We start from the raw sequence: 22,128 nt of genomic DNA on the forward strand, positions 1-22,128 counted from the left end.
TGTCCTCGTTGGGACAGCGACCAAAGCGCCGCAGGTGCTCTACTCTGCGGCAGACGGGAGTGAGAATGGCATGCAGCGGGGTGCCGCGCCAGTCTCGGCGCGACCTTTGTGCAGGCAAAACAGGGGTGATTCCGACAGAACGACCTGTATTTACGCCAGCAAGGCTGGAAGCTGTTTGTTCAGGGCCAGTTTTTCCATCACGGCCGTGCCGGTCAGGGCATAACCCAGCAGTTGACCAGCGGCATCGCGACATAAAACCTTGAGGTCGGCGCCCTGCCCTTCGACGGTCCAGACACCTTCCAGGCCCCGTGGCGGCGGGGAAACCACCAGCGGGCAAACCGGTGTTTTCACCGTGATCGGCATCGGGCCATAGCTGACCGAAGTCGGATTGCCGGCGAGGGTTTGTGCCAGTGCTCGCGCACAGCTCATCAGGGGCAAGACGTACAAAAGATTCAACCCATCGACCTCGGCGCAATCGCCCAAGGCATAGATATTGGCGTGAGAGGTTTTCAACTGACGGTCGACCATCACGCCACGATTGATCTGGAGACCGGCAGCGGCCGCCAGATCGACGCGGGGGCGCAGGCCGATGGCGCTGACCACAACGTCGCAAGGGATCACTTGCCCGTCCGATAAATGCGCGTCCAGGCCATCGGCGACATGCTGCAATCGATTGAGCACCGGACCGAGATGGAACCGCGCACCCAGGCTTTCCAGCCCCGCCTGAACCGCAGCGGCCGCCGCCGGGTGCAGCAAGGTCGGCATCACCTGCTCGCACGGTGCAACCAGTTGCACTTCGTAACCACCGAGGATGAGGTCGTTGGCAAATTCACAACCAATCAGCCCTGCGCCCAGCACCAGTACCCGGCGTTTGCCCGCCGCTGCCGCGCGAAAACGCGCGTAATCTTCGAGGTCGTTGATCGGGAACACCGCGTCGGCCGCATCGCCTTCGATTGGCACGCGTACAGTTTCGGCACCCCACGCCAGGATCAGGTCGCGATAAATTACCGACTCTTCGCCGATCCACAGGCGCTTGTGGCCAGGGTCGATGCCGCTGATGCGGGTGTGGGTGCGCACCTCGGCTTTCAGCTGCTCGGCCATGGCGCCAGGTTCGGCCATGCTCAAGCCGTCGGCATCCTTGTTTTTGCCAAATCCGGTGGAGAGCATTGGCTTGGAGTAAGAACGCCCGTCATCAGCGGTCATCAACAGCAGCGGGGTTTCGCCATCGAGTTTGCGAAACTCCCGGGCCAGGTTGTAACCCGCCAGGCCGGTGCCGATGATCACGACAGGTGCGTTCATGCCTTACTCCTTTAATGACTCAGTTGATTTCGATCATTTCGAAATCCATCTTGCCGACGCCGCAGTCAGGGCACAGCCAGTCTTCCGGTACGTCTTGCCACAGGGTGCCCGGCGCAATGCCGTCATCCGGCCAGCCGTCGGCTTCGTTATAGATGAGGCCGCAGACTACACATTGCCACTTTTTCATTCAGGTACATCCTCAGGATTCAGGCTTTTACCGGCGCGAACGGTCGATGGTTGCAGCGTTGCCGTCCGGCTCAGGGCGTTTTGTACTGATCGGACCCGGCAGATGCAAGCCTGTTCAACGCAATGGCCCGTCGGATCCATCAAAATCGCCGACCGACATGGTAAGCTCGCCACCTCATTTGCTGCCAATAATGACTCATTGTGCAACACTCAAACGCCCCACTCTGGCTGCCTCAAAGCCAACTGACACCCCTCCCCGATGCCCCGACGCTGGACTGGCTGTTCGACGAAGGCTCGCTGACCCGCCGACTGACCCGCTTGTCCAATGACGCGTTCAGCGTGACGCCGCTGTTTGAAGGCTGGCAAGCCCTGCGTGACGACGAATGCGCGGCGTTGAGCCTGACAGCAGGCAGCGAAGGCTGGGTGCGCGAGGTGTATTTGCGCGGCCACGGTGAGCCGTGGGTATTCGCTCGCAGCGTGGCATCGCGCAGCGCATTGCAGGGCGACGGTTTGCACATGAATGAACTGGGCAGTCGCTCGCTGGGCGAGTTGCTGTTTTGTGACCGGGCATTTGAGCGTCGGGCCATCGAGGTCTGTCACTACCCTGAGCAATGGCTGCCGAGCGAATGCCGGGTTGCTCAATTGTGGGGCCGACGCTCGCGCTTCGACCGGGGCGCCTTGAGCGTACTGGTGGCCGAGATTTTCCTGCCGTCCCTGTGGCTGGCCGCCCGCGCGCATCCGGAGAACTGCTGATGTACCAAAGCCTGCTCAAGTCTCTGAATCGGCTGAATCCGCGCGCCTGGGACTTCATTCAGCTGACGCGCATGGACAAGCCGATTGGCATTTACCTGCTGCTGTGGCCGACATTGTGGGCGTTGTGGATTGCCGGTGAGGGTTCACCGTCGATGGCCAATATCGTGATTTTCGTGCTCGGCGTCGTGCTGACCCGTGCCGGCGGTTGTGTGATCAACGACTGGGCGGACCGCAAGGTCGATGGCCATGTGAAACGCACTGAGCAGCGACCATTGGTGAGCGGTCGGATCAGTTCCAAAGAAGCCTTGGTGTTTTTCGCGCTGCTGATGGGCGTAAGTTTCCTGCTGGTGCTGTGCACAAACACCACGACCATCTGGCTCTCACTGGGCGGTTTGGCGCTGGCCTTCAGTTATCCGTTCATGAAGCGCTACACCTATTACCCGCAAGTGGTGCTGGGCGCGGCGTTTTCATGGGGCATGCCGATGGCGTTTACGGCGGAAACGGGCGAGCTGCCGGCAGCGGCATGGCTGTTGTATATCGCCAATCTGCTGTGGACGGTCGGTTACGACACTTATTACGCGATGACCGATCGCGATGACGACTTGAAGATCGGCGTGAAATCCACGGCGATTCTGTTCGGCGAATCGGACCGGGTGATCATTCTGACCTTGCAAGGGCTGGCGCTGGGTTGCCTGCTGCTGGCCGGGGCGAAGTTCGAACTGGGCGGCTGGTTCCACTTGGGCTTGCTGGCGGCGGCGGGCTGTTTTGCCTGGGAGTTCTGGTACACCCGTGGCAAGGACCGGATGCGTTGCTTCAAAGCGTTTTTGCACAATCACTGGGCCGGGTTGGCGATTTTTGCGGGGATTGTGCTGGATTACGGACTGCGTTGAACAAGCCGCTCCATGTAGCAGCTGCCGCAGGCTGCGCAGCAGTCGTAAACTCTGCCTCGGCGCTGTCTCAGGTAGACCGCATGCACAGAATTCACGACTGCCGCGCTGCCGAACGTCCGAACGCGGCCCGAGGCCTCGCCGCCTGCTACAGGTTACATTTTCGGTCCGGTGTTGGTGATGATGTGCCACTTGTCCATTTTCTTGTCGCCAGTCTTGTCGCCCGGCTTCTTGTCCTGAACGAAGTAGTACAGCGGTTTGCCGTCGAAGGCCCACTGCATCGTGCCGTCGTCACGCTTGATGGTGGTCCACTTGCCTTCAGGCTTGTCTGATTCGCTCGCCTTCAGCGGTGGCCAGTTTTCTGCACACTTGCCGGTGCACGCCGACTTGCCGCCCGTGTCGTTGTCGAAGGTGTACAGCGCCATGCCCTTGTGGTCCACCAACATGCCATCTTGAACCATGCCCGGGTCTGCGGCGAAGGCCATAGTCGGCAGCGATAGCGCGGCCGCCAGCACTACAGCCTTGCAGGATTGAGCGATGTGCTTCATGGAAACCTTCCTTTTGTGGTTGTCAGGATTCGGACTTAAAGCTTAGTTCAGGATCCCTGCAATCGCCGGACGACTAAAATACTGTCACACGACTGCAATAATTCCGTTATCTAATGCGGCGCAAGACAGTTAAATGACAAGAGGATTAACGGCATGGTTGGCAGGAGCATTCTGATCGTCGACGACGAAGCGCCCATTCGCGAAATGATCGCGGTGGCGTTGGAAATGGCTGGCTATGACTGCCTGGAAGCCGAGAATTCGCAACAGGCTCACGCGATCATCGTCGACCGCAAACCAGACCTGATCCTGCTCGACTGGATGCTGCCGGGCACGTCCGGCATCGAACTGGCGCGCCGCCTCAAGCGCGATGAGCTGACCGGGGATATCCCGATCATCATGCTGACCGCCAAGGGCGAAGAGGACAACAAAATCCAGGGCCTGGAAGTTGGCGCGGACGATTACATCACCAAACCGTTTTCCCCCCGCGAGCTGGTCGCGCGCCTCAAAGCCGTGCTGCGCCGTGCCGGACCTACCGACGGCGAAGCGCCGATTGAAGTCGGCGGCCTGCTACTGGACCCAATCAGCCACCGCGTGACCATCGACGGCAAACCGGCCGAGATGGGCCCGACCGAATATCGCCTGCTGCAATTCTTCATGACGCACCAGGAACGCGCCTACACCCGTGGACAGTTGCTGGATCAGGTCTGGGGCGGCAATGTCTATGTCGAAGAGCGCACCGTCGACGTGCACATTCGTCGTCTGCGCAAAGCCCTCGGCGATGCTTACGAAAATCTGGTACAAACCGTGCGCGGCACCGGCTATCGGTTTTCCACCAAAGCATGACGGCAGCTACAAGTTGCAAGCTTCAAGCGGCAAGCTAAAGCCAGACCGCTTCAAACTTGCCGCTTGAGGCTTGAAGCTGGAAGCTGTTTTTCTTCAAGGACGCGCGTACACGTGAACCAAAACTGGCATGGCATCCTGATTCGCCACATGCTGTTGCTGGTCACCGTCTGCCTGGTGATCGGCCTGTTGACCGGCTATTACGGTTGGAGCCTCGCTGCTGGGCTGGGCCTTTATCTGGCCTGGACCCTCAAGCAATTGCTGCGGCTGCACGAATGGCTGCGCCTGCACCAACCCGATGAAGCACCGCCCGATGGCTACGGCCTGTGGGGCGAGGTGTTCGACAGCATCTATCACCTGCAGCGTCGCGACCAACGCGTGCGCGGGCGTCTGCAAGCGGTAATCGATCGGGTCCAGGAATCCACGGCCGCGCTCAAAGACGCGGTGATCATGCTCGACAGCGACGGCAACCTGGAATGGTGGAACCGCGCAGCGGAGACCCTGCTGGGCCTGAAGACTCCCCAGGACAGCGGCCAGCCGGTCACCAATCTGGTACGCCATCCGCGCTTCAAGGAATATTTCGAGCAGGACAACTACGCCGAACCGCTGGAAATTCCCTCGCCGACCAATGACCGCGTGCGCATTCAGCTGTACATCACCCGTTACGGCAACAACGAACATCTGATGCTGGTGCGTGACGTGACGCGCATCCATCAGCTGGAACAGATGCGCAAGGATTTTATCGCCAATGTTTCCCACGAACTGCGCACGCCGCTGACGGTGATCTGCGGCTATCTGGAAACCCTGCTCGACAACGTCGAGGAAGTGAACCCGCGCTGGACCCGTGCCCTGCAACAGATGCAGCAACAAGGCGGGCGCATGCAGACATTGCTCAACGACCTGCTGCTGCTGGCCAAGCTGGAAGCCACCGATTACCCGTCGGACAACCAGCCGGTGGCCATCGATGGCTTGCTGCAATCGATCAAAGGCGACGCACAGCAGCTGTCCGGCCAGAAAAACCAGCACATCACGCTGGAAGCCGATCCGACGATTCTGCTCAAAGGCAGCGAAGCCGAATTGCGCAGCGCATTCTCCAACCTGGTGTTCAACGCGGTGAAATACACCCCAGCCGAAGGCAATATCCGCATTCGCTGGTGGGGCGACGAGCAAGGTGCGCACTTGAGCGTGCAGGACTCCGGCATTGGTATCGACAGCAAACACCTGCCGCGCCTGACCGAGCGTTTCTACCGCGTCGATTCCAGCCGCAACTCCAATACCGGCGGCACAGGCCTCGGTCTGGCGATCGTAAAACATGTGTTGCTACGTCACCGCGCACGCATGGAAATCAGCAGCGTGCCTGGCCACGGCAGTACGTTCACCTGCCATTTTGCACCCGCCCAGGTAAGCAAATCCCTGGTGATCAGCACATTGGATTGATACCGGTCAGCACACTCCACTAGGCAATCGCCGAGTCAGCCGCTACATTGGCTGACTTGTGCCTGCCTTTCAGGCACCGCATCAATCCCCTATTCGAATACACGGAACCCGCAAAACTCCATCATGGACCCTTCCCCTGGCTTGACCCTCGCGACACTCTTCGCCGATTTCGGCATGATTCTTTTTGCTTTGATCCTGGTTTTGCTCAACGGCTTTTTCGTTGCGGCGGAATTCGCCATGGTCAAATTGCGCTCGACCCGGGTCGAAGCCATCGCTGAGAAAAACGGCTGGCGCGGGCACATCCTGCGCACCGTGCACAGTCAACTCGATGCCTATCTGTCGGCGTGTCAGTTGGGTATCACCCTTGCCTCGCTGGGCCTGGGCTGGGTCGGTGAACCGGCGTTCGCGCACATCCTCGAGCCGGTCCTGAGCGCGGCGGGCGTGGAGTCCCCCGAGGTGGTCAAGGGCGTGTCGTTCTTCACCGCGTTTTTCATCATTTCGTACCTGCACATTGTGGTCGGTGAACTCGCGCCAAAGTCCTGGGCCATCCGCAAACCCGAGCTGCTGTCACTCTGGACCGCCGTGCCGCTGTACTTGTTCTACTGGGCAATGTACCCGGCCATTTACCTGCTCAACGCCAGCGCCAACGCGATTCTGCGGATCGCCGGCCAAGGTGAACCCGGCCCGCACCACGAACACCATTACAGCCGTGAAGAACTGAAACTGATCCTGCACTCCAGCCGTGGCCAGGACCCCAGCGACCAAGGCATGCGTGTGCTGGCGTCGGCGGTAGAGATGGGCGAGCTGGAAGTGGTCGACTGGGCCAATTCCCGCGAAGACCTGGTGATGCTGGAATTCAACGCGCCGCTCAAGGAAATCCTGGCGATGTTCCGTCGCCACAAGTTCAGCCGCTACCCGGTTTATGACAGTGACACTCAGGAGTTCGTCGGGCTGTTGCACATCAAGGATCTGCTGCTGGAACTGGCCGCGCTGGACCACATTCCCGAGTCGTTCAACCTCGCCGAGCTAACCCGGCCGCTGGAGCGGGTGTCGCGCCACATGCCGTTATCGCAATTGCTCGAGCAGTTCCGCAAGGGCGGTTCGCACTTCGCGCTGGTTGAGGAGGCCGACGGTAATATCATCGGCTACCTGACCATGGAAGACGTGCTGGAAGTGTTGGTCGGCGACATCCAGGACGAACACCGCAAGGCGGAGCGCGGGATCCTCGCTTATCAGCCGGGCAAGTTACTGGTTCGCGGTGATACGCCGTTGTTCAAGGTTGAGCGTTTGCTGGGCATCGACCTCGATCACGTCGAAGCCGAGACCCTTGCCGGGCTGGTTTACGACAGCCTCAAGCGTGTGCCGGAAGAGGAAGAAGTGCTGGAAGTCGAAGGCCTGCGGATCATCATCAAGAAAATGAAAGGGCCGAAGATCGTGTTGGCCAAGGTGTTGATGCTGGGTTGATCACGGCTGAGGGGCGTTTGTGGCGAAACGGCTGTTGTGACGAGCAGGCTTCATTGTTTACCCAGCGCAAAATTCGGCAGATTGCCCACCGGTTGGACGAACTGAAACGGGATCGATACCAGCCCCAACCCGGTATTGCGCTGCACCACGAAATGCAGGTGCGGCCCGCTGCTGTTGCCGGTGTTGCCCGACAACGCCAAGGCACTGCCCACCGACACCCGCTGCCCCTCGCGCACGCTTACCGAGCCCCTCTGCAGGTGCAGATAGACGCCCATCGTCCCGTCATCGTGCAACACCCGCACGAAATTGCCTGCCGGGTCGGTACCGCGGCCGGTCTGTCTATTCTCGGTTTTCACCACGATGCCGCCGCGTGACGCGATGATCGGTGTGCCTTCGGGCATGGCGATGTCCATCGCGTAGCGATTTTTCGCTCCGTAGTGACTGTATTGGCCGTTGGCGCCCTGACTCAGACGAAACGGGCCGCCGCGCCACGGCAACGGGTATCGATAGGCCATGGCGGTGCCTGAAGGGTCGCCCAGGGAATATTCGAACTTCGGGACATACACGAGCGGCCGACCGGTCTGTTCTGGCGTGAGCAGCGCCAGGCGGATCCGGCTGCGCGCCGGCATGACCCGCCGGATCGGCCGGCTCGGTGCCCCGCTGACGTTTTTCAGTCCGGAGAAGCTCAGCTCGATTTCGACGGGAGCGTACAGGTCGTTGCGCACGAACACACTGTCCGCGCCTTTGTGCTTCTGGATGTCGAGGTACACCTGTCGCTCGAGGTGTTCTTCCATGCGATCACGAAAAACGAACACCTTGGAGCCTTTCGTGGGGCGGTCGCTGTAGGAGACCACGCCATTGGCGTCTTTGGACTTGTAGATGGTCATGGCCAAGGCCGACGTGCAGGCCACGAACAGACCACAGAACAATAACAGGCGCGCGAGCATGGGCAGGTATCTGTCGAGTGAGACTTGGGTGGGAGCCTAGCAGGTGCAATGGACCCGGGTAGCGGGTAGATGTTTCAAATCGGCAGGTTGGGAGATGAACGGTGGATGGAGTGGCCCCTTCGCGGGCAAGCCTCGCTCCCACATAGGACAATGTGGGAGCAAACTTGCTCCGGACGGCGTTCCGACGATGGCGAGCCGTCATGCGACGAAGATTACGCGCCAGGAATGAAATGCTTCTGCGCTGTTCCGCGCGCGATCAGGCGCGAGATGTAGTCGAGCTTCTGCGCGTCCTGGTCCACGAAGCGGAAAGTCAGTTGCAGCCACTCGCTGTCCGGTTTCTGCTCGAACGCCACGATGGCGTGCAGGTAACCATTTAAACGCGCGACTTCAGCATTTTCGCCCTGTTCCATATCGAGCACTGCGCTGTCGAGGATTTGCGGCAGCGCCTCGGTGCGTTTCACCACCAGCAACGCTTCCTTGAGGCTCAGGGCCTTGATCACGCATTGTTGAATGCCATTTGGCAAACGCAGCTGGCCTTGACCACGGCCGCTGGCAGGCGCGGCCGGAGCAGGCGCTGCCTTGACCGGCGGGCTGTTGAGCAAGCCTCGAGACGGCGCACTGGCCGCTGGGGCAGGTGCGACAGCAGCAGGTCTGGCGACAGCCACCGGTGCCGCCACAACGCCCACCGCGGCAGCCTTGCCACCGGTCAATGCACTCAGGGAATCGTTGCCGAAGGCCGAGTTCATCTTGGTCGGAGCGCTGTTCATCAACGTGTCGAGCTTGCCAACCTTGTTCAGCGCCTGCTTGACCTTGGTCAGCAGTTGTTCATTCGTGAAAGGTTTGCTGACGTAACCGGAAACGCCGGCCTGAATCGCCTGCACAACGTTCTCTTTGTCGCCACGGCTGGTCACCATCACGAAGGGCATGGTCTTGAGGTTGTCCTGCTCGCGGCACCAGGTCAGCAGTTCCAGGCCGGACATTTCCGGCATTTCCCAGTCGCACAGGACCAGGTCGAACGCTTCGCGGGCCAGAATCGACTGAGCTTTCTTGCCGTTGACCGCATCTTCAATGCGGATGCCCGGGAAGTAATTGCGCAGGCATTTTTTCACCAGGTCACGAATGAACGACGCATCGTCCACGACCAACACACTGACCTTACTCATCCATCACCCCTATAAAAAATCCCGGCAAGGCTACCGCCTTATCTGATGGCACTTTGCCAAAAAGCTTCAGTCACGCCGGGACTTTTCGTTCGCGGGTGCTGCATTCGAATTCGCAAGCCCGTAAACGAAAACGCCCGGCCATAAGGCCGGGCGCTTTACCAGGGCAATCTTACTTATCGTCCGCTACGCCTGGAACATTAGCGTTTTCACCACTTGTGCCCTCAACTTCTTCCTTCATGCGCTTGAGGCCCAGGTGACGTACGTCGGTGCCACGCACCAGGTAAATCACCAGCTCGGAGATATTGCGCGCGTGGTCGCCGATGCGCTCCAGCGAACGCAGCACCCAGATAATGCTCAGAACCCGCGAGATAGAGCGCGGATCTTCCATCATGTAGGTGGCCAGTTCGCGCAGCGCCGTCTTGTATTCGCGGTCGATGATCTTGTCGTATTGCGCCACCGACAACGCCAGATCGGCGTCGAAGCGGGCAAAAGCGTCCAGCGCATCGCGGACCATGTTGCGCACCTGGTCGCCGATGTGCCGCACCTCGACGTAACCGCGCGGCGCTTCGCCTTCTTCACACAACTGAATCGCGCGACGGGCGATCTTGGTCGCTTCATCACCGATGCGCTCCAGGTCGATCACCGACTTGGAGATGCTGATGATCAGCCGCAAGTCAGAGGCCGCAGGCTGACGACGAGCCAGAATGCGCAGGCATTCTTCGTCGATGTTGCGTTCCATCTGGTTGATCTGGTCGTCGATCTCGCGAACCTGCTGGGCCAGACCGGAGTCGGCCTCGATCAGCGCGGTCACCGCGTCATTGACCTGCTTCTCCACCAGCCCGCCCATGGCCAGGAGATGGCTGCGCACTTCTTCGAGTTCGGCGTTGAACTGCGCGGAAATGTGGTGGGTAAGGCCTTCCTTAGAAATCATGTTGTTCGCTCCGCGAAAGTTGCAAGCTTCAAGCCGCAAGCTTCAAGCAGTTAAATGTAGGTCCTGATCTCACAGCTTCTGTCTTGCCGCTTGAAGCTTGCGGCTGCATGGCTAGCCGTAACGACCGGTAATGTAATCTTCGGTCTGCTTCTTCGCCGGGTTGGTGAACAGCGTATCGGTATCGCCGAATTCCACCAGCTTGCCCATGTACATGAACGCCGTGTAGTCGGAAACCCGCGCAGCTTGCTGCATGTTGTGGGTCACGATGACGATGGTGAACTTCGATTTCAGTTCGTAGATCAGCTCTTCGACTTTCAGCGTCGAGATCGGGTCGAGTGCCGAGCACGGTTCATCGAGCAGCAGCACTTCCGGCTCCACGGCGATGGTGCGCGCGATCACCAGACGTTGCTGTTGACCACCGGACAAGCCCAGTGCCGATTCATGCAGACGGTCTTTGACCTCGTCCCACAGCGCCGCGCCTTTCAGCGCCCACTCAACGGCTTCATCGAGAATACGCTTCTTGTTGATGCCCTGAATCCGCAGGCCGTACACCACGTTTTCGTAGATGGTTTTCGGAAACGGGTTAGGCTTCTGAAACACCATGCCAACGCGCCGACGCAACTCGGCAACGTCTTCGCCCTTGCGGTAGATGTTGTTGCCGTAGAGGTTGATCGCGCCTTCAACGCGGCAGCCGTCGACCAGATCGTTCATGCGGTTGAACGTACGCAGCAGCGTTGACTTGCCGCAGCCGGACGGGCCGATGAACGCAGTCACGCGCTGTTTCGGAATGTTCAGGCTGACGTCGTACAGCGCTTGTTTGTCGCCGTAGAACAGGCTCAGGCCCGGCACTTCGATAGCCACGGTTTCCTGCTCGAGGCTCAGGCTCTGCTTGTCGCGACCCAGGGCAGACATGTTGATGCCGTGGGTGTGATTTTCATGCTGCATGGTCTCACTCCGTTCGTAGCTGCCAGCGTCAAGCTGCAAGCTGCAAGATTTGAGCAAAAGCGGCTGGTAGCTTGCCGCTTGTGGCTAATGGCTTTAGCTATCCAGCGCTTTGTACTTCTCGCGCAGGTGGTTGCGGATGTAAACGGCCGACAGGTTCAGTGTCGCGATCACCAGCACCAGCAGGAACGCTGTGGCGTACACCAGCGGCCGCGCGGCTTCGACGTTAGGGCTCTGGAAGCCGACGTCATAAATATGGAAGCCAAGGTGCATGATCTTCTGGTCAAGGTGCAGGTAGGGGTAGTTGCCATCCAGCGGCAGCGACGGGGCCAGTTTCACCACGCCCACCAGCATCAGCGGCGCTACTTCGCCCGCGGCACGCGCCACGGCGAGAATCATGCCGGTCATCATCGCCGGGCTGGCCATTGGCAGCACGATCTTCCACAAGGTTTCAGCCTTGGTCGCGCCAAGCGCCAGCGAACCTTCACGCACAGTGCGCGGAATCCGCGCCAGGCCTTCTTCTGTGGCCACGATGACCACCGGCACCGCCAGCAGCGCCAGGGTCAGGGAAGCCCAGAGCAGGCCCGGTGTACCGAAGGTCGGCGCCGGCAATGCTTCCGGGAAGAACAAGCGGTCGACCGAGCCGCCCAGAACGTACACGAAGAAGCCCAGGCCGAACACGCCGTAAACGATTGCCGGCACACCGGCCAGGTTGTTGACCGCGATACGGATGATCCGGGTCAATGCGTTCTGTTTGGCGTACTCGCGCAGGTAAACCGCTGCCAGCACACCGAACGGGGTCACGATCATCGCCATGATCAACGTCATCATCACGGTGCCGAAAATTGCCGGGAAGATCCCGCCTTCGGTGTTCGCTTCACGCGGGTCGTCGCTCAGGAATTCCCAGACCTTGCTGAAATAAAAGCTGATCTTGGTGAAGGTGCCCATCGCGTTCGGCTGGAAGGCGTGAACCACTTTGCCGATGTCGATCACCACTTCTTTACCGTTGGCATCGCGGGCGGTGAGGCTGTCGCGGTTGAACTGGGCATGCAAATCGGCCAGGCGTGCTTCGATGTCCTGATAGCGTGCGTTCAACTCTGCACGATCAGCGTCCATGTCGGCTTGTGCAGCGGCGTCCAGCGTACCGGAAAGCTCCAGTTTGCGACCTTGCAAGCGGATGCGTTCGAGGCCGGCGTTGATGGCGCCGATGTCGATTTTTTCCAGGGACTTGAGCTGGGCAGCGAGCTCGTTGACGCGAGCGACCCGCGCCTGCAGTTCCGGCCACGCGGCTTCGCCTTCAGCGATGACTTTGCCGCTCTCTTTGACGTTGACCAGGTAACCGTAAAAGTTGCCCCACTCGCGACGTTCAATGGCCATCAGTTCCGGCGGCGTCGTCTGGTTGGTCAGCCACTCGCCGACGATCCAGGTGAAGTCGTTGCCGTTCAGGTCACGGTTGCCGACCTTGATCAGCTCGCGGGTCATGAACTCCGGGCCTTCGTCCGGCACCGGCAAACCTGCGCTTTTCAGACGCTCGCGCGGCACTTGTTCTTTTTGCACTATTTCGCCGATCACCAGGTGATTGGCCTGGCCCGGCACGTTGTAGCTGGCATGCACCAGGTCCGCCGGCCAGAAGTGACCCAGACCGCGCACGGCAATCACTGCCAGCAGGCCAATGGTCATGATGACCGCGATGGACACCGCGCCACCGCTGATCCAGACGCCAGGGGCGCCGCTCTTGAACCATCCGTTCAGGGAGTTCTGTTTCACAGACTTCTACCTTTCTTAAAGCGACGAGTATTTCTTGCGCAGACGCTGACGAATCAGTTCCGCGAGGGTGTTCATGACAAAGGTGAACAGCAGCAGCACCAGCGCCGAGAGGAACAGCACGCGGTAGTGGCTGCCGCCGACTTCCGATTCGGGCATTTCCACCGCGACGTTGGCGGCCAGCGTACGCAGACCTTCAAACAGATTCATTTCCATGACCGGCGTGTTACCGGTGGCCATCAGCACGATCATGGTTTCCCCGACCGCACGGCCCATGCCGATCATCAGCGCCGAGAAAATACCCGGGCTGGCGGTAAGGATCACCACCCGCGTCATGGTCTGCCACGGCGTGGCACCGAGGGCCAGGGAACCGAGGGTGAGGCCGCGCGGTACGCTGAATACGGCGTCTTCGGCGATGGAATAGATGTTCGGGATCACTGCGAAGCCCATGGCCAGGCCCACCACCAGTGCATTGCGCTGGTCGTAGGTAATGCCCAGGTCGTGGGAAATCCACATGCGCATGTCGCCACCGAAGAACCAGTTTTCCATGTACGGGCTCATGTACAGCGAGAGCCAACCGATGAACAGGATGACCGGGATCAGCATCGCGCTTTCCCAGCCGTCCGGCACTTTCAGGCGGATCGACTCGGGCAGGCGACTGAAGATGAAACCGGCCAACAGAATGCCGATCGGCAACAACATCAGCAGGCTGAAGATGCCCGGCAGATGCCCTTCGACATAGGGCGCGAGGAACAGACCGGCGAAGAAACCGAGGATCACCGTCGGCATCGCTTCCATCAATTCGATGACCGGTTTGACCTTGCGGCGCAGGCTCGGGGCCATGAAGTAAGCGGTGTAGATTGCGGCGGCAACGGCCAGTGGCGCGGCCAGCAGCATGGCGTAGAACGCGGCCTTCAGCGTCCCGAAGGTCAGCGGCGCGAGGCTCATTTTGGGTTCGAAATCGGTGTTGGCGGCGGTCGATTGCCAGACGTATTTAGGTTCGTCGTAGTTTTCGTACCAGACCTTGCTCCACAGCGCGCTCCAGGAAACTTCCGGGTGCGGGTTATCCAGCAGCAACGGTTGCAGCTTGCCGCCCTGCTCCACGATGATCCGGTTAGCCCGTGGCGACAGACCGAAAATGCCTTGGCCTTCGACCACTTGATCGACAAGCAGCGTGCGGTGAGCGGTGCTGTGGAACACGCCAAGCTTGCCGGAAGCATCCAGCGCGACGAAACCTTTGCGGCGCTCTTCGGCGGTGATTTCGACGATCGGCGCGCTGCCCATGTGGAAGGTACGAATCTGCTTCAAACGCGACTCGCCGTCCGCATCCCGCGCCATGAACCACTGGGCCAGGTTGCCCTTGGAATCGCCGAGAATCAACGAGATACCGCCCACCAGCTGAGCACTGGCGGTGATTTGGTCATCGCCGTTCTCGAGCAGTTTGTAGCGACCGTTAAGGCTCTTGTCGCGCAGGCTGAATACGTCGGCTTGTGCACGACCGTTGATCACGTACAGCCACTGTTGGCGCGGGTCGACGAAGATGTTCTTCACCGGTTCGGTCATCTGCGGCAGCTCGATGCGCTTCTGCTCGTTGGTCACTTCGCCCGTCATCATGTTCTCTTCGCTGGTGAGCGACAGAACGTTGAGTTGCGAACCCGTGGAACCCACCAGCATCAGGGTCGAATCGGTCGCGTTGAGACTGACGTGCTCCAGTGTCCCACCCGCCTCGTTGAGCGCAATCGGTGTCTCGCCATACGGGTATTCGATAGCCGGCGAAATGGTTTTCTTGCCGTCCGGGTAGGAGACTTTATAGGTGTGGCGAAACACCAGCGCCTGACCGTTGGAGAAACCCACGGCCACCAGCGGTTGGCCGGGTTGGTCTTCGCCGATGGCGGTAACGCTGGCCCCGGCCGGAACCGGCAGGTCGACGCGCTTGAGTTCGGCGCCGCTGTCGATATCGAAGAACAGTGCCTGGCCCCTGTCGGACACACGCATGGCCACCTGATTCTGTTCTTCGAGGGAAATCATCAATGGCTTGCCAGCGTCCTGCATCCACGCCGGAGCGATCGCATCCTGCACTTCCAGGTCGGCACCCTTGAACAGTGGCGCAACCACGTAGGCAAGAAAGAAGAAGATCAGGGTGATCGCTGCCAGCACCGCCAGCCCGCCGATCAGAACGTACCAGCGCGTGAAGCGATCCTTGAGCGCACGAATACGGCGCTTGCGTTGCAACTCAGGCGTATTGAAGTCAATCCGCTTGGGGGGATTTGTAGTCATTGGAGAATTGGCCAGATCATTCATGCGCACACCCTAGCGATCCTGTATGACAGAAAGATGACAGTGCAGTGACGCGACAAATCCGCCGCCTGCAGGGACAGGCAGCGGACTGAAAGTTGAGGGCCGGGCAACCCGGCTTCTGTAGGAGCTGTCGAGGGTATCGAGGCTGCGATCTTTTGATCTTGCGGTTAAAGCCAGGTCAAAAGATCGCAGCCTCGTTTCACTCGACAGCTCCTACAGATCCGGGGCTAGCCCCGGATCAGGGTTTTACTTTTTTACTACGTTGGCGCCTTCCTGCAAGCCCAGGTCAGCCAGTGCTTTGGCAGCAACCTTGGCCGGCAGCGGGATGTAGCCGTCTTTCACCACAACTTCCTGACCCTGTTTGGACAGAATCAGCTTCACGAACTCGGCTTCCAGCGGCGCCAGAGGCTTGTTCGGAGCTTTGTTGACGTAAACGTAGAGGAAACGCGACAGCGGATACTTGCCGTTCAGGGCGTTTTCTTCGGTGTCTTCGACGAACTCGGTGGTGCCTTTTTTAGCCAGAGCCACTGTCTTTACGCTAGCGGTCTTGTAACCGATGCCCGAGTAACCCACGCCGTTCAGCGAAGAGCTGATCGATTGCACAACCGAAGCCGAGCCTGGCTGTTCGTTGACGTTGGCTTTGAAGTCACCTTTGCACAGGGCTTCTTCTTTGAAGTAGCCATAGGTGCCGGATACCGAGTTACGACCGAACAATTGAACCGGCTTGTTCGCCAGGTCGCCAGTCACACCCAGATCACCCCAGGTTTTCACGTCGGCTTTACCGCCGCACAGACGAGTGGACGAGAAAATCGCGTCGACTTGTTCCATGGTCAGACCCTTGATCGGGTTATCCTTGTGCACGAACACCGCCAAGGCATCCACGGCAACCGGGATAGCGGTTGGCTTGTAGCCATATTTGGTTTCGAAGGCTTGCAGCTCGTTGTCCTTCATCTTGCGGCTCATCGGGCCCAGGTTAGCGGTGCCTTCAGTCAGCGCAGGTGGCGCGGTGGACGAACCGGCGGCCTGAATCTGGATATTTACGTTCGGGTATTCTTTTTTGTAGTTCTCGGCCCAGAGGGTCATGAGGTTGGCCAGGGTATCGGAACCGACGCTGGACAGGTTGCCCGACACACCAGTGGTCTTGGTGTAGCTCGGGATAGCAGGGTCAACAGCGGCAACCGCGTTGGCAGTCGCAACGCCAGCAGCGACAAAAGTCATTGCCGCCATCAAACGCTTCAGTTTCATGCCTTACTCCTAGCAGATAGGGTGTTTAAGTCGGGGCCAAGTATCAGCAGGCCGTGTGAACACTCTATGGCTGAAATATGACAATTGGATGAAAGGCCATCATTTGGTTTGCATTGAATAATCAAGGCGCCCGATCGCTAGCAGGCTAGCTCCTACAGGGATCTGAAGTGCGCATAGAACCCATGTGGGAGCCAGCCTGCTGGCGATGGGGCCAGTGCAAACGATAAAGAAGTCGAGATCAGCGCCCCTTCTTCCAAAGATACCCACCCACCGCAATCCCCACGCCGCACAGCACCGCCACGTAATAGGCCGGGCCCATCGGGCTTTCTTTCAGGAGCAGGCTGACGATCATTGGCGTGAGGCCGCCGAAGATGGCGTAGGCGACGTTGTACGAAAACGACAAACCGCTGAACCGCACCACTGGCGGGAACGCTTTGACCATCACGTACGGCACCGCACCGATGGTGCCGACCAAAAATCCCGTCAGCGCGTACAGCGGGAATAGCCAGTTCGGGTGATCCGCCAGGCTGTGGTAGAAAGTCCAGGAGCTGACCAGCAACCCGGCGCAGCCGAAGACAAATACCCGGCCTGCACCGAAGCGGTCCGCCAGGGCACCGGCGATGATGCAGCCGATGCTCAGGAACACGATCGCAATGCTGTTGGACTGCAGGGCCGTGGTTGGCGAAAACTGGTAGACCGTCTGCAGCACAGTTGGCGTCATCAGGATCAGCACCACAACACCTGCCGACAGCAACCACGTCAGCAGCATCGAAATCAGAATCGCCCCGCGATGATCACGCAACACCGCGCGCAGCGGCACTTCTTCGGCCAAGGCCTTGCGTAATTGCAGCTCGGCAAACACCGGCGTCTCGTGCAACCAGCGACGCAGGTAGACCGAGAACAAGCCGAACACACCGCCCAGCAGGAACGGGATTCGCCAGGCGTAATCCGAGACTTCCACCGGCGTGTAAATACTGTTGATCGCCGTGGCCACCAGCGAGCCCAGCAAAATGCCCGCGGTCAAACCGCTGGTCAGGGTGCCGCAGGCGTAACCGATGTGCCGCTGCGGCACATGTTCAGAAACGAATACCCACGCGCCCGGCACTTCCCCGCCAATTGCCGCGCCCTGAATCACCCGCATCAGCAGCAACAGGATCGGTGCCCACATGCCGATCTGCGCATACGTCGGCAGCAACCCCATGATCAGGGTCGGTACCGCCATCATGAAAATGCTCAGGGTGAACATCTTTTTGCGGCCCAGCAGATCGCCAAAGTGCGCCATGACGATGCCACCCAACGGCCGCGCCAGGTAGCCGGCAGCGAAGATGCCGAACGTCTGCATAAGGCGCAGCCACTCGGGCATGTCGGCCGGAAAGAACAGCTTGCCGACCACTGTGGCGAAAAACACGAAAATGATGAAGTCGTAGAACTCCAGCGCGCCGCCCAGGGCGGACAGCGATAAGGTCTTGTAGTCGTTGCGGGTCAAGGGACGCGCGGGCTGGGTCGGTTGCGCGACGCTGGAGGGCGCTATGGTCATGGCAAGGGCTTCTCTTATAGTCGAATCTGCAGCCTCGACAACGCTGGCAGAGGCTTGGGCGGTTCGGCACGATAACAAATTGTTCGAAAAAGCACATGGAGGTGCGTAATTGACGGTCAAAATCAGAACCGGACGGTCGTCTCGGAGTCTACCGACCGATATACTCGCGATCCTGCAACAGATTGAAAGGGTTGCTGTGCGAAAACGCCTGCCCGCTTCACAGGCGATTTCGCAGAGTTTCCCTTTAGGCGCCTTACGAAAAACATTGCGAACAGCGTATGTTCGAGGCTCGATCGTTTTTCCAAGACGGCTACTTACCCGCTATACCAATGAAGAGTCACGGGTCAGAGGCACCCCCGGCATGATAGAGCTCGAACAAGAAGATCCAATTCCGCAGGGCGACCTGGCCCTGCAAATCACCGCGCTCCCCCGCGAAACCAACGGCTTTGGCGATATTTTCGGCGGCTGGCTGGTGGCGCAGATGGATTTGGCGGGCACCGCGATGGCCAGCAAAGTTGCGGGCGGCCGGGTGGCAACGGTTGCGATTGATCGGATGGCGTTTCTGGTCCCTGTGGCAGTGGGCGCGCAGCTCTCCTTTTATACCCAGGCGCTGGAAATCGGCCGTAGCTCGATTCAGATGATGGTCGAAGTATGGAGCGACGACCCCCTGTCCAGCGAATGGCGCAAAGTGACCGAAGCGGTGTTCGTATTTGTTGCCATCGATGGCAGCGGCCGTACCCGCTCGGTGCCTTCCAGAGCTCGTTAAGCCAGACAGCGTTAAACGCGGTGACCGTTCTGCGGTCCATTGCAGTCATTGTCCCTGATCGAGAGTTGCCCCATGAGCACGCCCAACGTTGAAGCCATGAAACTGGACGACCTGAACTGCTGGCGCATACGCCACGGTCAGGCGGAATTGCTGGTGGCCCAGCAAGGCGCGCACATCCTCAGTTATCAGTTGGCCGGACAGCCGCCGCTGATCTGGCTGAACGACGAGGCCGTGTTCAAGACCGGCAAGAGCATCCGCGCCGGTGTACCGGTGTGCTGGCCGTGGTTTGGCAATCTCTCGCGCAACCCGCAGAGCGTTCAGGCGATGCGCGTCAGTCATGAAGAAGCGCCGGCTCACGGTCTGGTACGGACGATGGACTGGCAACTGGGCGGTATCGAAACCGAAGGTGAGTGCCTGAAGGTGGAGTTTGTCCTGCCCTACCCCGAAGGTGGTTTGCCGGGTTGGCCGCATCAGGTCGATTTAAAGCTGAGCCTGCGCCTGGACGAGCAACTGCACATCAGCCTGACCAGTCATAACCAAGGGGCCGAAGAGGTCACCATCAGCCAGGCGTTGCACAGCTATTTCGCCGTCAGCGATGTGCGCAATGTGCATGTCGAAGGACTGGATGGCTTGCGTTACATCGAGACCCTGGATGACTGGAAGATCAAGCCTCAGGTGGGTGATCTGCGGTTTACCGGCGAGACCGACCGAATCTATCTCGATGTGCCTGCGCAACTGACCATCGTTGATCCAGCGTGGGAACGGCGTGTCGAGCTGACCAGCAGCGGATCGCGCTCGGCGGTAATCTGGAATCCGTGGATCGATCGTGCGGCGGCGTTCAGCGATATGGCGGATGACGGCTGGCAGCGGATGCTGTGCATCGAGACGGCGAATGTGATGGATGACGTGGTCACGTTGGCACCGGGTGGGAACCATACGCTGGGTGTGAGCATTGGCAGCATAATTTTTTAAGATCAAAAGATCGCAGCCTCGCTTCACTCGACAGCTCCTGCTTCAAACGACGGGGCTGCGATCTTTCAAACCAACCCCGAATTACAAATCCGATTCCTGTACCACCCGCACTTTCTCCGCGTCCAGCGCGTACGCCGCGTCAGCCAGGTCATTGTTGACCTTTTCTATTTTCAGCGTGCCGGTCACCCACAACGGCGTGTAGATGTCGTCCAGCTTCAACCCCTTCGGAAAACGCACCAGCACCAACTGATTAGGCGGTGGCGGCGGCACGTGGATGCAGGCGCCCGGGTAGGGCACGAGGAAAAACAATGTGCTGCGACCGGCAGCGTCGGACTCCAGCGGCACCGGATAGCCCCCCAGACGAATGCTCTTGTCGTTCATCGACGGCACGGTTTTGGTCGAATACATCACGGCCGGCAAGCCCTTGCTCTGCTTCATGCCACCTTTTTCGGTAAAGGTGCCATTGGCTTCGGGGGAGTCGTGATCGATTTCGGGCATGGCCTCGAGGGCCTTCTGATCCGACTTGGGCATCAGGTCGAGCCAGTCGGTTTCCGGCAAATCGCCGGCATGGGCAAGGCCCGAACAAAGTATCAGGAAGGTCAGTAAAAAACGGCGCATGTCGGTGCTCGGCAAAAGAAAGGACGGTGAAACGCCGAGCATTCTAGCCCTCCCTGCACGATTGGCAGAGAGGGCGTTGTCGCCTGGATCAGCGCTTTCTGATCAAACCGTAGATCACCAGCAGCACCACGGCGCCAACCAGCGCACCCAGGAAGCCTGCGCCTTCGCCGGCACGATAGATGCCCAGAGCCTGGCCGCCATAGGTGGCCGCCAGCGAACCGCCGATACCGAGCAGGATGGTCATGATCCAGCCCATTTTGTCATCACCCGGTTTCAGGAACCGGGCCAGCAGGCCGACGATCAAGCCGATAAAGATGGTTCCGATAATTCCCATGGCATTTCCCTCAGATTTGAATGGCTATAAGCCTAGTCAGACTTTCGCATACTGCCATGAGAGAACGGCGGCCCCTGAATGGTTCCGCCCATACTGCAGGAAACTATTGGGCGATGAGCGCTTCGACCTTCAGAATCTGCTCAGCCAGGGTTTGACGGTCTGCACAACGCAGGTTGGCGTGACCGACCTTACGGCCGGCCTTGAAGGCCTTGCCATAGTGATGCAGATGGCAATCGGCAATGGCCAGGACTTTTTCGGTGTCGGGCACTTTACCGATGAAGTTGACCATCGCGCTCTCGCCGACCTTGGCGGTGGAGCCCAACGGCAGACCGGCAACTGCTCGCAGGTGATTCTCGAACTGGCTGCACTCGGCGCCTTCGGTGGTCCAGTGCCCGGAGTTGTGCACGCGCGGGGCGATTTCGTTGGCCTTGAGGCCGCCGTCGACTTCAAAGAACTCGAACGCCATCACGCCGACATAATTCAACTGCTTGAGCACGCGGCTGGAATAATCTTCCGCCAACGCTTGCAGCGGGTGATCGGTGCTGGCCACGGACAGCTTGAGAATGCCGCTGTCATGGGTGTTGTGAACCAGTGGATAAAACTTCGTCTCACCGTCGCGAGCACGCACGGCGATCAGCGAAACTTCGCCCGTGAACGGTACGAAGCCTTCCAGCAGGCAAGCCACGCTGCCGAGTTCGGCGAACGTATCGACCACGTCTTCAGGCGTGCGCAGGACTTTCTGACCCTTGCCGTCGTAACCCAGCGTGCGGGTTTTCAGCACGGCAGGCAGACCGATAGAGGCCACTGCGGCGTCCAGATCGGCTTGCGACTGGATATCGGCGAATGCAGGCGTTGGAATGCCCAGGTCCTTGAACATGCTTTTCTCGAACCAGCGATCGCGGGCGATGCGCAGGGCATCAGCACTCGGGTAGACCGGCACGAACTGCGAAAGGAATGCGACGGTTTCCGCCGGGACGCTTTCGAACTCGAAGGTCACCAGATCGACTTCATCGGCCAGCTGGCGCAGATGATCCTGATCGCCGTAATCGGCCCGCAGGTGCTCGCCCAGGGCGGCTGCGCAAGCATCCGGCGCCGGGTCCAGAAAAGCGAAGTTCATGCCCAGCGGAGTACCCGCCAGCGCCAACATGCGGCCCAACTGGCCGCCACCGATTACACCGATCTTCATCGTCAACAACC

The 22,128-nt window shown here is 59.5% G+C and carries 21 protein-coding genes; 7 read left to right on the forward strand and 14 right to left on the reverse strand.

Annotated features, from left to right (window positions below):
* Window positions 1-150: 150 nt before the first annotated feature.
* The gene (locus ACYZT1_RS00350) at window positions 151-1,299 is read right to left on the reverse strand and encodes an NAD(P)/FAD-dependent oxidoreductase (RefSeq protein WP_462017150.1); all 1,149 of its coding nucleotides are present in this window, start codon (window positions 1,297-1,299) and stop codon (window positions 151-153) included.
* Window positions 1,300-1,318: 19 nt separating this feature from the next.
* Entirely contained in the window at window positions 1,319-1,486 is a 168-nt protein-coding gene (locus tag ACYZT1_RS00355) for a rubredoxin (protein WP_007954349.1), read from the reverse strand.
* Window positions 1,487-1,686: 200 nt separating this feature from the next.
* Between ACYZT1_RS00355 and ACYZT1_RS00360 the strand changes: the two genes are divergently transcribed.
* Both ACYZT1_RS00360 and ubiA read left to right on the forward strand, forming a co-directional pair.
* The gene (locus tag ACYZT1_RS00360; RefSeq protein WP_462017151.1) at window positions 1,687-2,238 is read left to right on the forward strand and encodes a chorismate--pyruvate lyase family protein; all 552 of its coding nucleotides are present in this window, start codon (window positions 1,687-1,689) and stop codon (window positions 2,236-2,238) included.
* On the forward strand, window positions 2,238-3,128 hold the full coding sequence (ubiA, locus tag ACYZT1_RS00365; RefSeq protein ID WP_462017152.1) for a 4-hydroxybenzoate octaprenyltransferase: 891 nt from the start codon (window positions 2,238-2,240) through the stop codon (window positions 3,126-3,128). The genes ACYZT1_RS00360 and ubiA overlap by 1 nt, the downstream gene beginning before the upstream one ends.
* Window positions 3,129-3,280: 152 nt before the next feature.
* Here the strand turns inward: ubiA and ACYZT1_RS00370 are convergent, their stop codons facing one another.
* Window positions 3,281-3,673, reverse strand: coding sequence for a COG4315 family predicted lipoprotein (locus tag ACYZT1_RS00370; protein ID WP_462017153.1), 393 nt, complete (start codon window positions 3,671-3,673; stop codon window positions 3,281-3,283).
* Window positions 3,674-3,826: 153 nt separating this feature from the next.
* Here ACYZT1_RS00370 and phoB point away from each other — a divergent pair, with 153 nt between their 5' ends.
* The 3 genes from phoB (at window position 3,827) to ACYZT1_RS00385 (ending at window position 7,414) form a co-directional block, all read left to right on the forward strand.
* Complete coding sequence (phoB, locus tag ACYZT1_RS00375; RefSeq protein ID WP_007896474.1) at window positions 3,827-4,516, forward strand: phosphate regulon transcriptional regulator PhoB; 690 nt, start codon at window positions 3,827-3,829, stop codon at window positions 4,514-4,516.
* A 147-nt stretch (window positions 4,517-4,663) separates the two neighbouring features.
* Window positions 4,664-5,950, forward strand: a complete 1,287-nt coding sequence (gene phoR / locus ACYZT1_RS00380; protein WP_462019318.1) for a phosphate regulon sensor histidine kinase PhoR — start codon at window positions 4,664-4,666, stop codon at window positions 5,948-5,950.
* Window positions 5,951-6,073: 123 nt separating this feature from the next.
* Window positions 6,074-7,414, forward strand: coding sequence for a hemolysin family protein (locus tag ACYZT1_RS00385; RefSeq protein WP_462017154.1), 1,341 nt, complete (start codon window positions 6,074-6,076; stop codon window positions 7,412-7,414).
* A gap of 50 nt (window positions 7,415-7,464) precedes the next feature.
* Here ACYZT1_RS00385 and ACYZT1_RS00390 read toward each other — a convergent pair whose 3' ends face one another.
* The 8 genes from ACYZT1_RS00390 to ACYZT1_RS00425 all read right to left on the reverse strand — a co-directional run bounded on the left by ACYZT1_RS00390 (window position 7,465) and on the right by ACYZT1_RS00425 (window position 18,241).
* Window positions 7,465-8,361, reverse strand: coding sequence for a peptidoglycan DD-metalloendopeptidase family protein (locus tag ACYZT1_RS00390; RefSeq protein ID WP_462017155.1), 897 nt, complete (start codon window positions 8,359-8,361; stop codon window positions 7,465-7,467).
* Window positions 8,362-8,573: 212 nt separating this feature from the next.
* Entirely contained in the window at window positions 8,574-9,524 is a 951-nt protein-coding gene (locus tag ACYZT1_RS00395) for a response regulator (RefSeq protein WP_462017156.1), read from the reverse strand.
* Window positions 9,525-9,693: 169 nt separating this feature from the next.
* The gene (gene phoU / locus ACYZT1_RS00400; RefSeq protein WP_028620431.1) at window positions 9,694-10,455 is read right to left on the reverse strand and encodes a phosphate signaling complex protein PhoU; all 762 of its coding nucleotides are present in this window, start codon (window positions 10,453-10,455) and stop codon (window positions 9,694-9,696) included.
* Between the two features lie 111 nt (window positions 10,456-10,566).
* Window positions 10,567-11,400: a phosphate ABC transporter ATP-binding protein PstB gene (gene pstB, locus ACYZT1_RS00405; protein WP_462017157.1), complete on the reverse strand. Its 834-nt coding sequence runs from the start codon at window positions 11,398-11,400 to the stop codon at window positions 10,567-10,569.
* A gap of 93 nt (window positions 11,401-11,493) precedes the next feature.
* Entirely contained in the window at window positions 11,494-13,164 is a 1,671-nt protein-coding gene (pstA, locus tag ACYZT1_RS00410) for a phosphate ABC transporter permease PstA (RefSeq protein ID WP_462017158.1), read from the reverse strand.
* A 15-nt stretch (window positions 13,165-13,179) separates the two neighbouring features.
* Entirely contained in the window at window positions 13,180-15,462 is a 2,283-nt protein-coding gene (locus ACYZT1_RS00415; protein WP_462017159.1) for an ABC transporter permease subunit, read from the reverse strand.
* 243 nt (window positions 15,463-15,705) lie between these two features.
* The gene (locus tag ACYZT1_RS00420; protein WP_462017160.1) at window positions 15,706-16,704 is read right to left on the reverse strand and encodes a phosphate ABC transporter substrate-binding protein PstS; all 999 of its coding nucleotides are present in this window, start codon (window positions 16,702-16,704) and stop codon (window positions 15,706-15,708) included.
* 238 nt (window positions 16,705-16,942) lie between these two features.
* Complete coding sequence (locus ACYZT1_RS00425; RefSeq protein ID WP_462017161.1) at window positions 16,943-18,241, reverse strand: MFS transporter; 1,299 nt, start codon at window positions 18,239-18,241, stop codon at window positions 16,943-16,945.
* A gap of 361 nt (window positions 18,242-18,602) precedes the next feature.
* Here ACYZT1_RS00425 and ACYZT1_RS00430 point away from each other — a divergent pair, with 361 nt between their 5' ends.
* Both ACYZT1_RS00430 and ACYZT1_RS00435 read left to right on the forward strand, forming a co-directional pair.
* The gene (locus tag ACYZT1_RS00430; protein WP_003176975.1) at window positions 18,603-19,007 is read left to right on the forward strand and encodes an acyl-CoA thioesterase; all 405 of its coding nucleotides are present in this window, start codon (window positions 18,603-18,605) and stop codon (window positions 19,005-19,007) included.
* A gap of 72 nt (window positions 19,008-19,079) precedes the next feature.
* Window positions 19,080-19,979 (forward strand): D-hexose-6-phosphate mutarotase, encoded by a 900-nt coding sequence (locus tag ACYZT1_RS00435; RefSeq protein ID WP_462017162.1) that lies wholly within the window; start codon window positions 19,080-19,082, stop codon window positions 19,977-19,979.
* Between the two features lie 81 nt (window positions 19,980-20,060).
* On the opposite strand, the gene ACYZT1_RS00440 is transcribed toward ACYZT1_RS00435, so the two are convergent.
* The 3 genes from ACYZT1_RS00440 to ACYZT1_RS00450 all read right to left on the reverse strand — a co-directional run bounded on the left by ACYZT1_RS00440 (window position 20,061) and on the right by ACYZT1_RS00450 (window position 22,117).
* A complete protein-coding gene (locus ACYZT1_RS00440; protein ID WP_462019319.1) occupies window positions 20,061-20,597 on the reverse strand; it encodes a DUF3299 domain-containing protein in 537 nt (178 codons plus the stop codon).
* Between the two features lie 88 nt (window positions 20,598-20,685).
* On the reverse strand, window positions 20,686-20,931 hold the full coding sequence (locus ACYZT1_RS00445) for a GlsB/YeaQ/YmgE family stress response membrane protein (RefSeq protein WP_462017163.1): 246 nt from the start codon (window positions 20,929-20,931) through the stop codon (window positions 20,686-20,688).
* 103 nt (window positions 20,932-21,034) lie between these two features.
* Window positions 21,035-22,117: a 5-(carboxyamino)imidazole ribonucleotide synthase gene (locus tag ACYZT1_RS00450; RefSeq protein ID WP_462017164.1), complete on the reverse strand. Its 1,083-nt coding sequence runs from the start codon at window positions 22,115-22,117 to the stop codon at window positions 21,035-21,037.
* Window positions 22,118-22,128 lie beyond the last annotated feature (11 nt).

It is taken from the genome of Pseudomonas sp. PB3P13 (assembly GCF_054897735.1).

Excerpts from the sequence above, each read along its gene's own strand:
- ACYZT1_RS00350 (WP_462017150.1), bottom strand. The coding sequence starts at position 1,299 with ATGAACGCACCTGTCGTGATCATCGGCACCGGCCTGGCGGGTTACAAC.
- ACYZT1_RS00355 (WP_007954349.1), bottom strand. The coding sequence starts at position 1,486 with ATGAAAAAGTGGCAATGTGTAGTCTGCGGCCTCATCTATAACGAAGCC.
- ubiA (WP_462017152.1), top strand. The coding sequence starts at position 2,238 with ATGTACCAAAGCCTGCTCAAGTCTCTGAATCGGCTGAATCCGCGCGCC.
- ACYZT1_RS00370 (WP_462017153.1), bottom strand. The coding sequence starts at position 3,673 with ATGAAGCACATCGCTCAATCCTGCAAGGCTGTAGTGCTGGCGGCCGCG.
- phoB (WP_007896474.1), top strand. The coding sequence starts at position 3,827 with ATGGTTGGCAGGAGCATTCTGATCGTCGACGACGAAGCGCCCATTCGC.
- phoR (WP_462019318.1), top strand. The coding sequence starts at position 4,664 with ATGCTGTTGCTGGTCACCGTCTGCCTGGTGATCGGCCTGTTGACCGGC.
- ACYZT1_RS00385 (WP_462017154.1), top strand. The coding sequence starts at position 6,074 with ATGGACCCTTCCCCTGGCTTGACCCTCGCGACACTCTTCGCCGATTTC.
- ACYZT1_RS00390 (WP_462017155.1), bottom strand. The coding sequence starts at position 8,361 with ATGCTCGCGCGCCTGTTATTGTTCTGTGGTCTGTTCGTGGCCTGCACG.
- ACYZT1_RS00395 (WP_462017156.1), bottom strand. The coding sequence starts at position 9,524 with ATGAGTAAGGTCAGTGTGTTGGTCGTGGACGATGCGTCGTTCATTCGT.
- phoU (WP_028620431.1), bottom strand. The coding sequence starts at position 10,455 with ATGATTTCTAAGGAAGGCCTTACCCACCACATTTCCGCGCAGTTCAAC.
- pstB (WP_462017157.1), bottom strand. The coding sequence starts at position 11,400 with ATGCAGCATGAAAATCACACCCACGGCATCAACATGTCTGCCCTGGGT.
- ACYZT1_RS00415 (WP_462017159.1), bottom strand. The coding sequence starts at position 15,462 with ATGAATGATCTGGCCAATTCTCCAATGACTACAAATCCCCCCAAGCGG.
- ACYZT1_RS00420 (WP_462017160.1), bottom strand. The coding sequence starts at position 16,704 with ATGAAACTGAAGCGTTTGATGGCGGCAATGACTTTTGTCGCTGCTGGC.
- ACYZT1_RS00425 (WP_462017161.1), bottom strand. The coding sequence starts at position 18,241 with ATGACCATAGCGCCCTCCAGCGTCGCGCAACCGACCCAGCCCGCGCGT.
- ACYZT1_RS00430 (WP_003176975.1), top strand. The coding sequence starts at position 18,603 with ATGATAGAGCTCGAACAAGAAGATCCAATTCCGCAGGGCGACCTGGCC.
- ACYZT1_RS00435 (WP_462017162.1), top strand. The coding sequence starts at position 19,080 with ATGAGCACGCCCAACGTTGAAGCCATGAAACTGGACGACCTGAACTGC.
- ACYZT1_RS00440 (WP_462019319.1), bottom strand. The coding sequence starts at position 20,597 with ATGCGCCGTTTTTTACTGACCTTCCTGATACTTTGTTCGGGCCTTGCC.
- ACYZT1_RS00445 (WP_462017163.1), bottom strand. The coding sequence starts at position 20,931 with ATGGGAATTATCGGAACCATCTTTATCGGCTTGATCGTCGGCCTGCTG.
- ACYZT1_RS00450 (WP_462017164.1), bottom strand. The coding sequence starts at position 22,117 with ATGAAGATCGGTGTAATCGGTGGCGGCCAGTTGGGCCGCATGTTGGCG.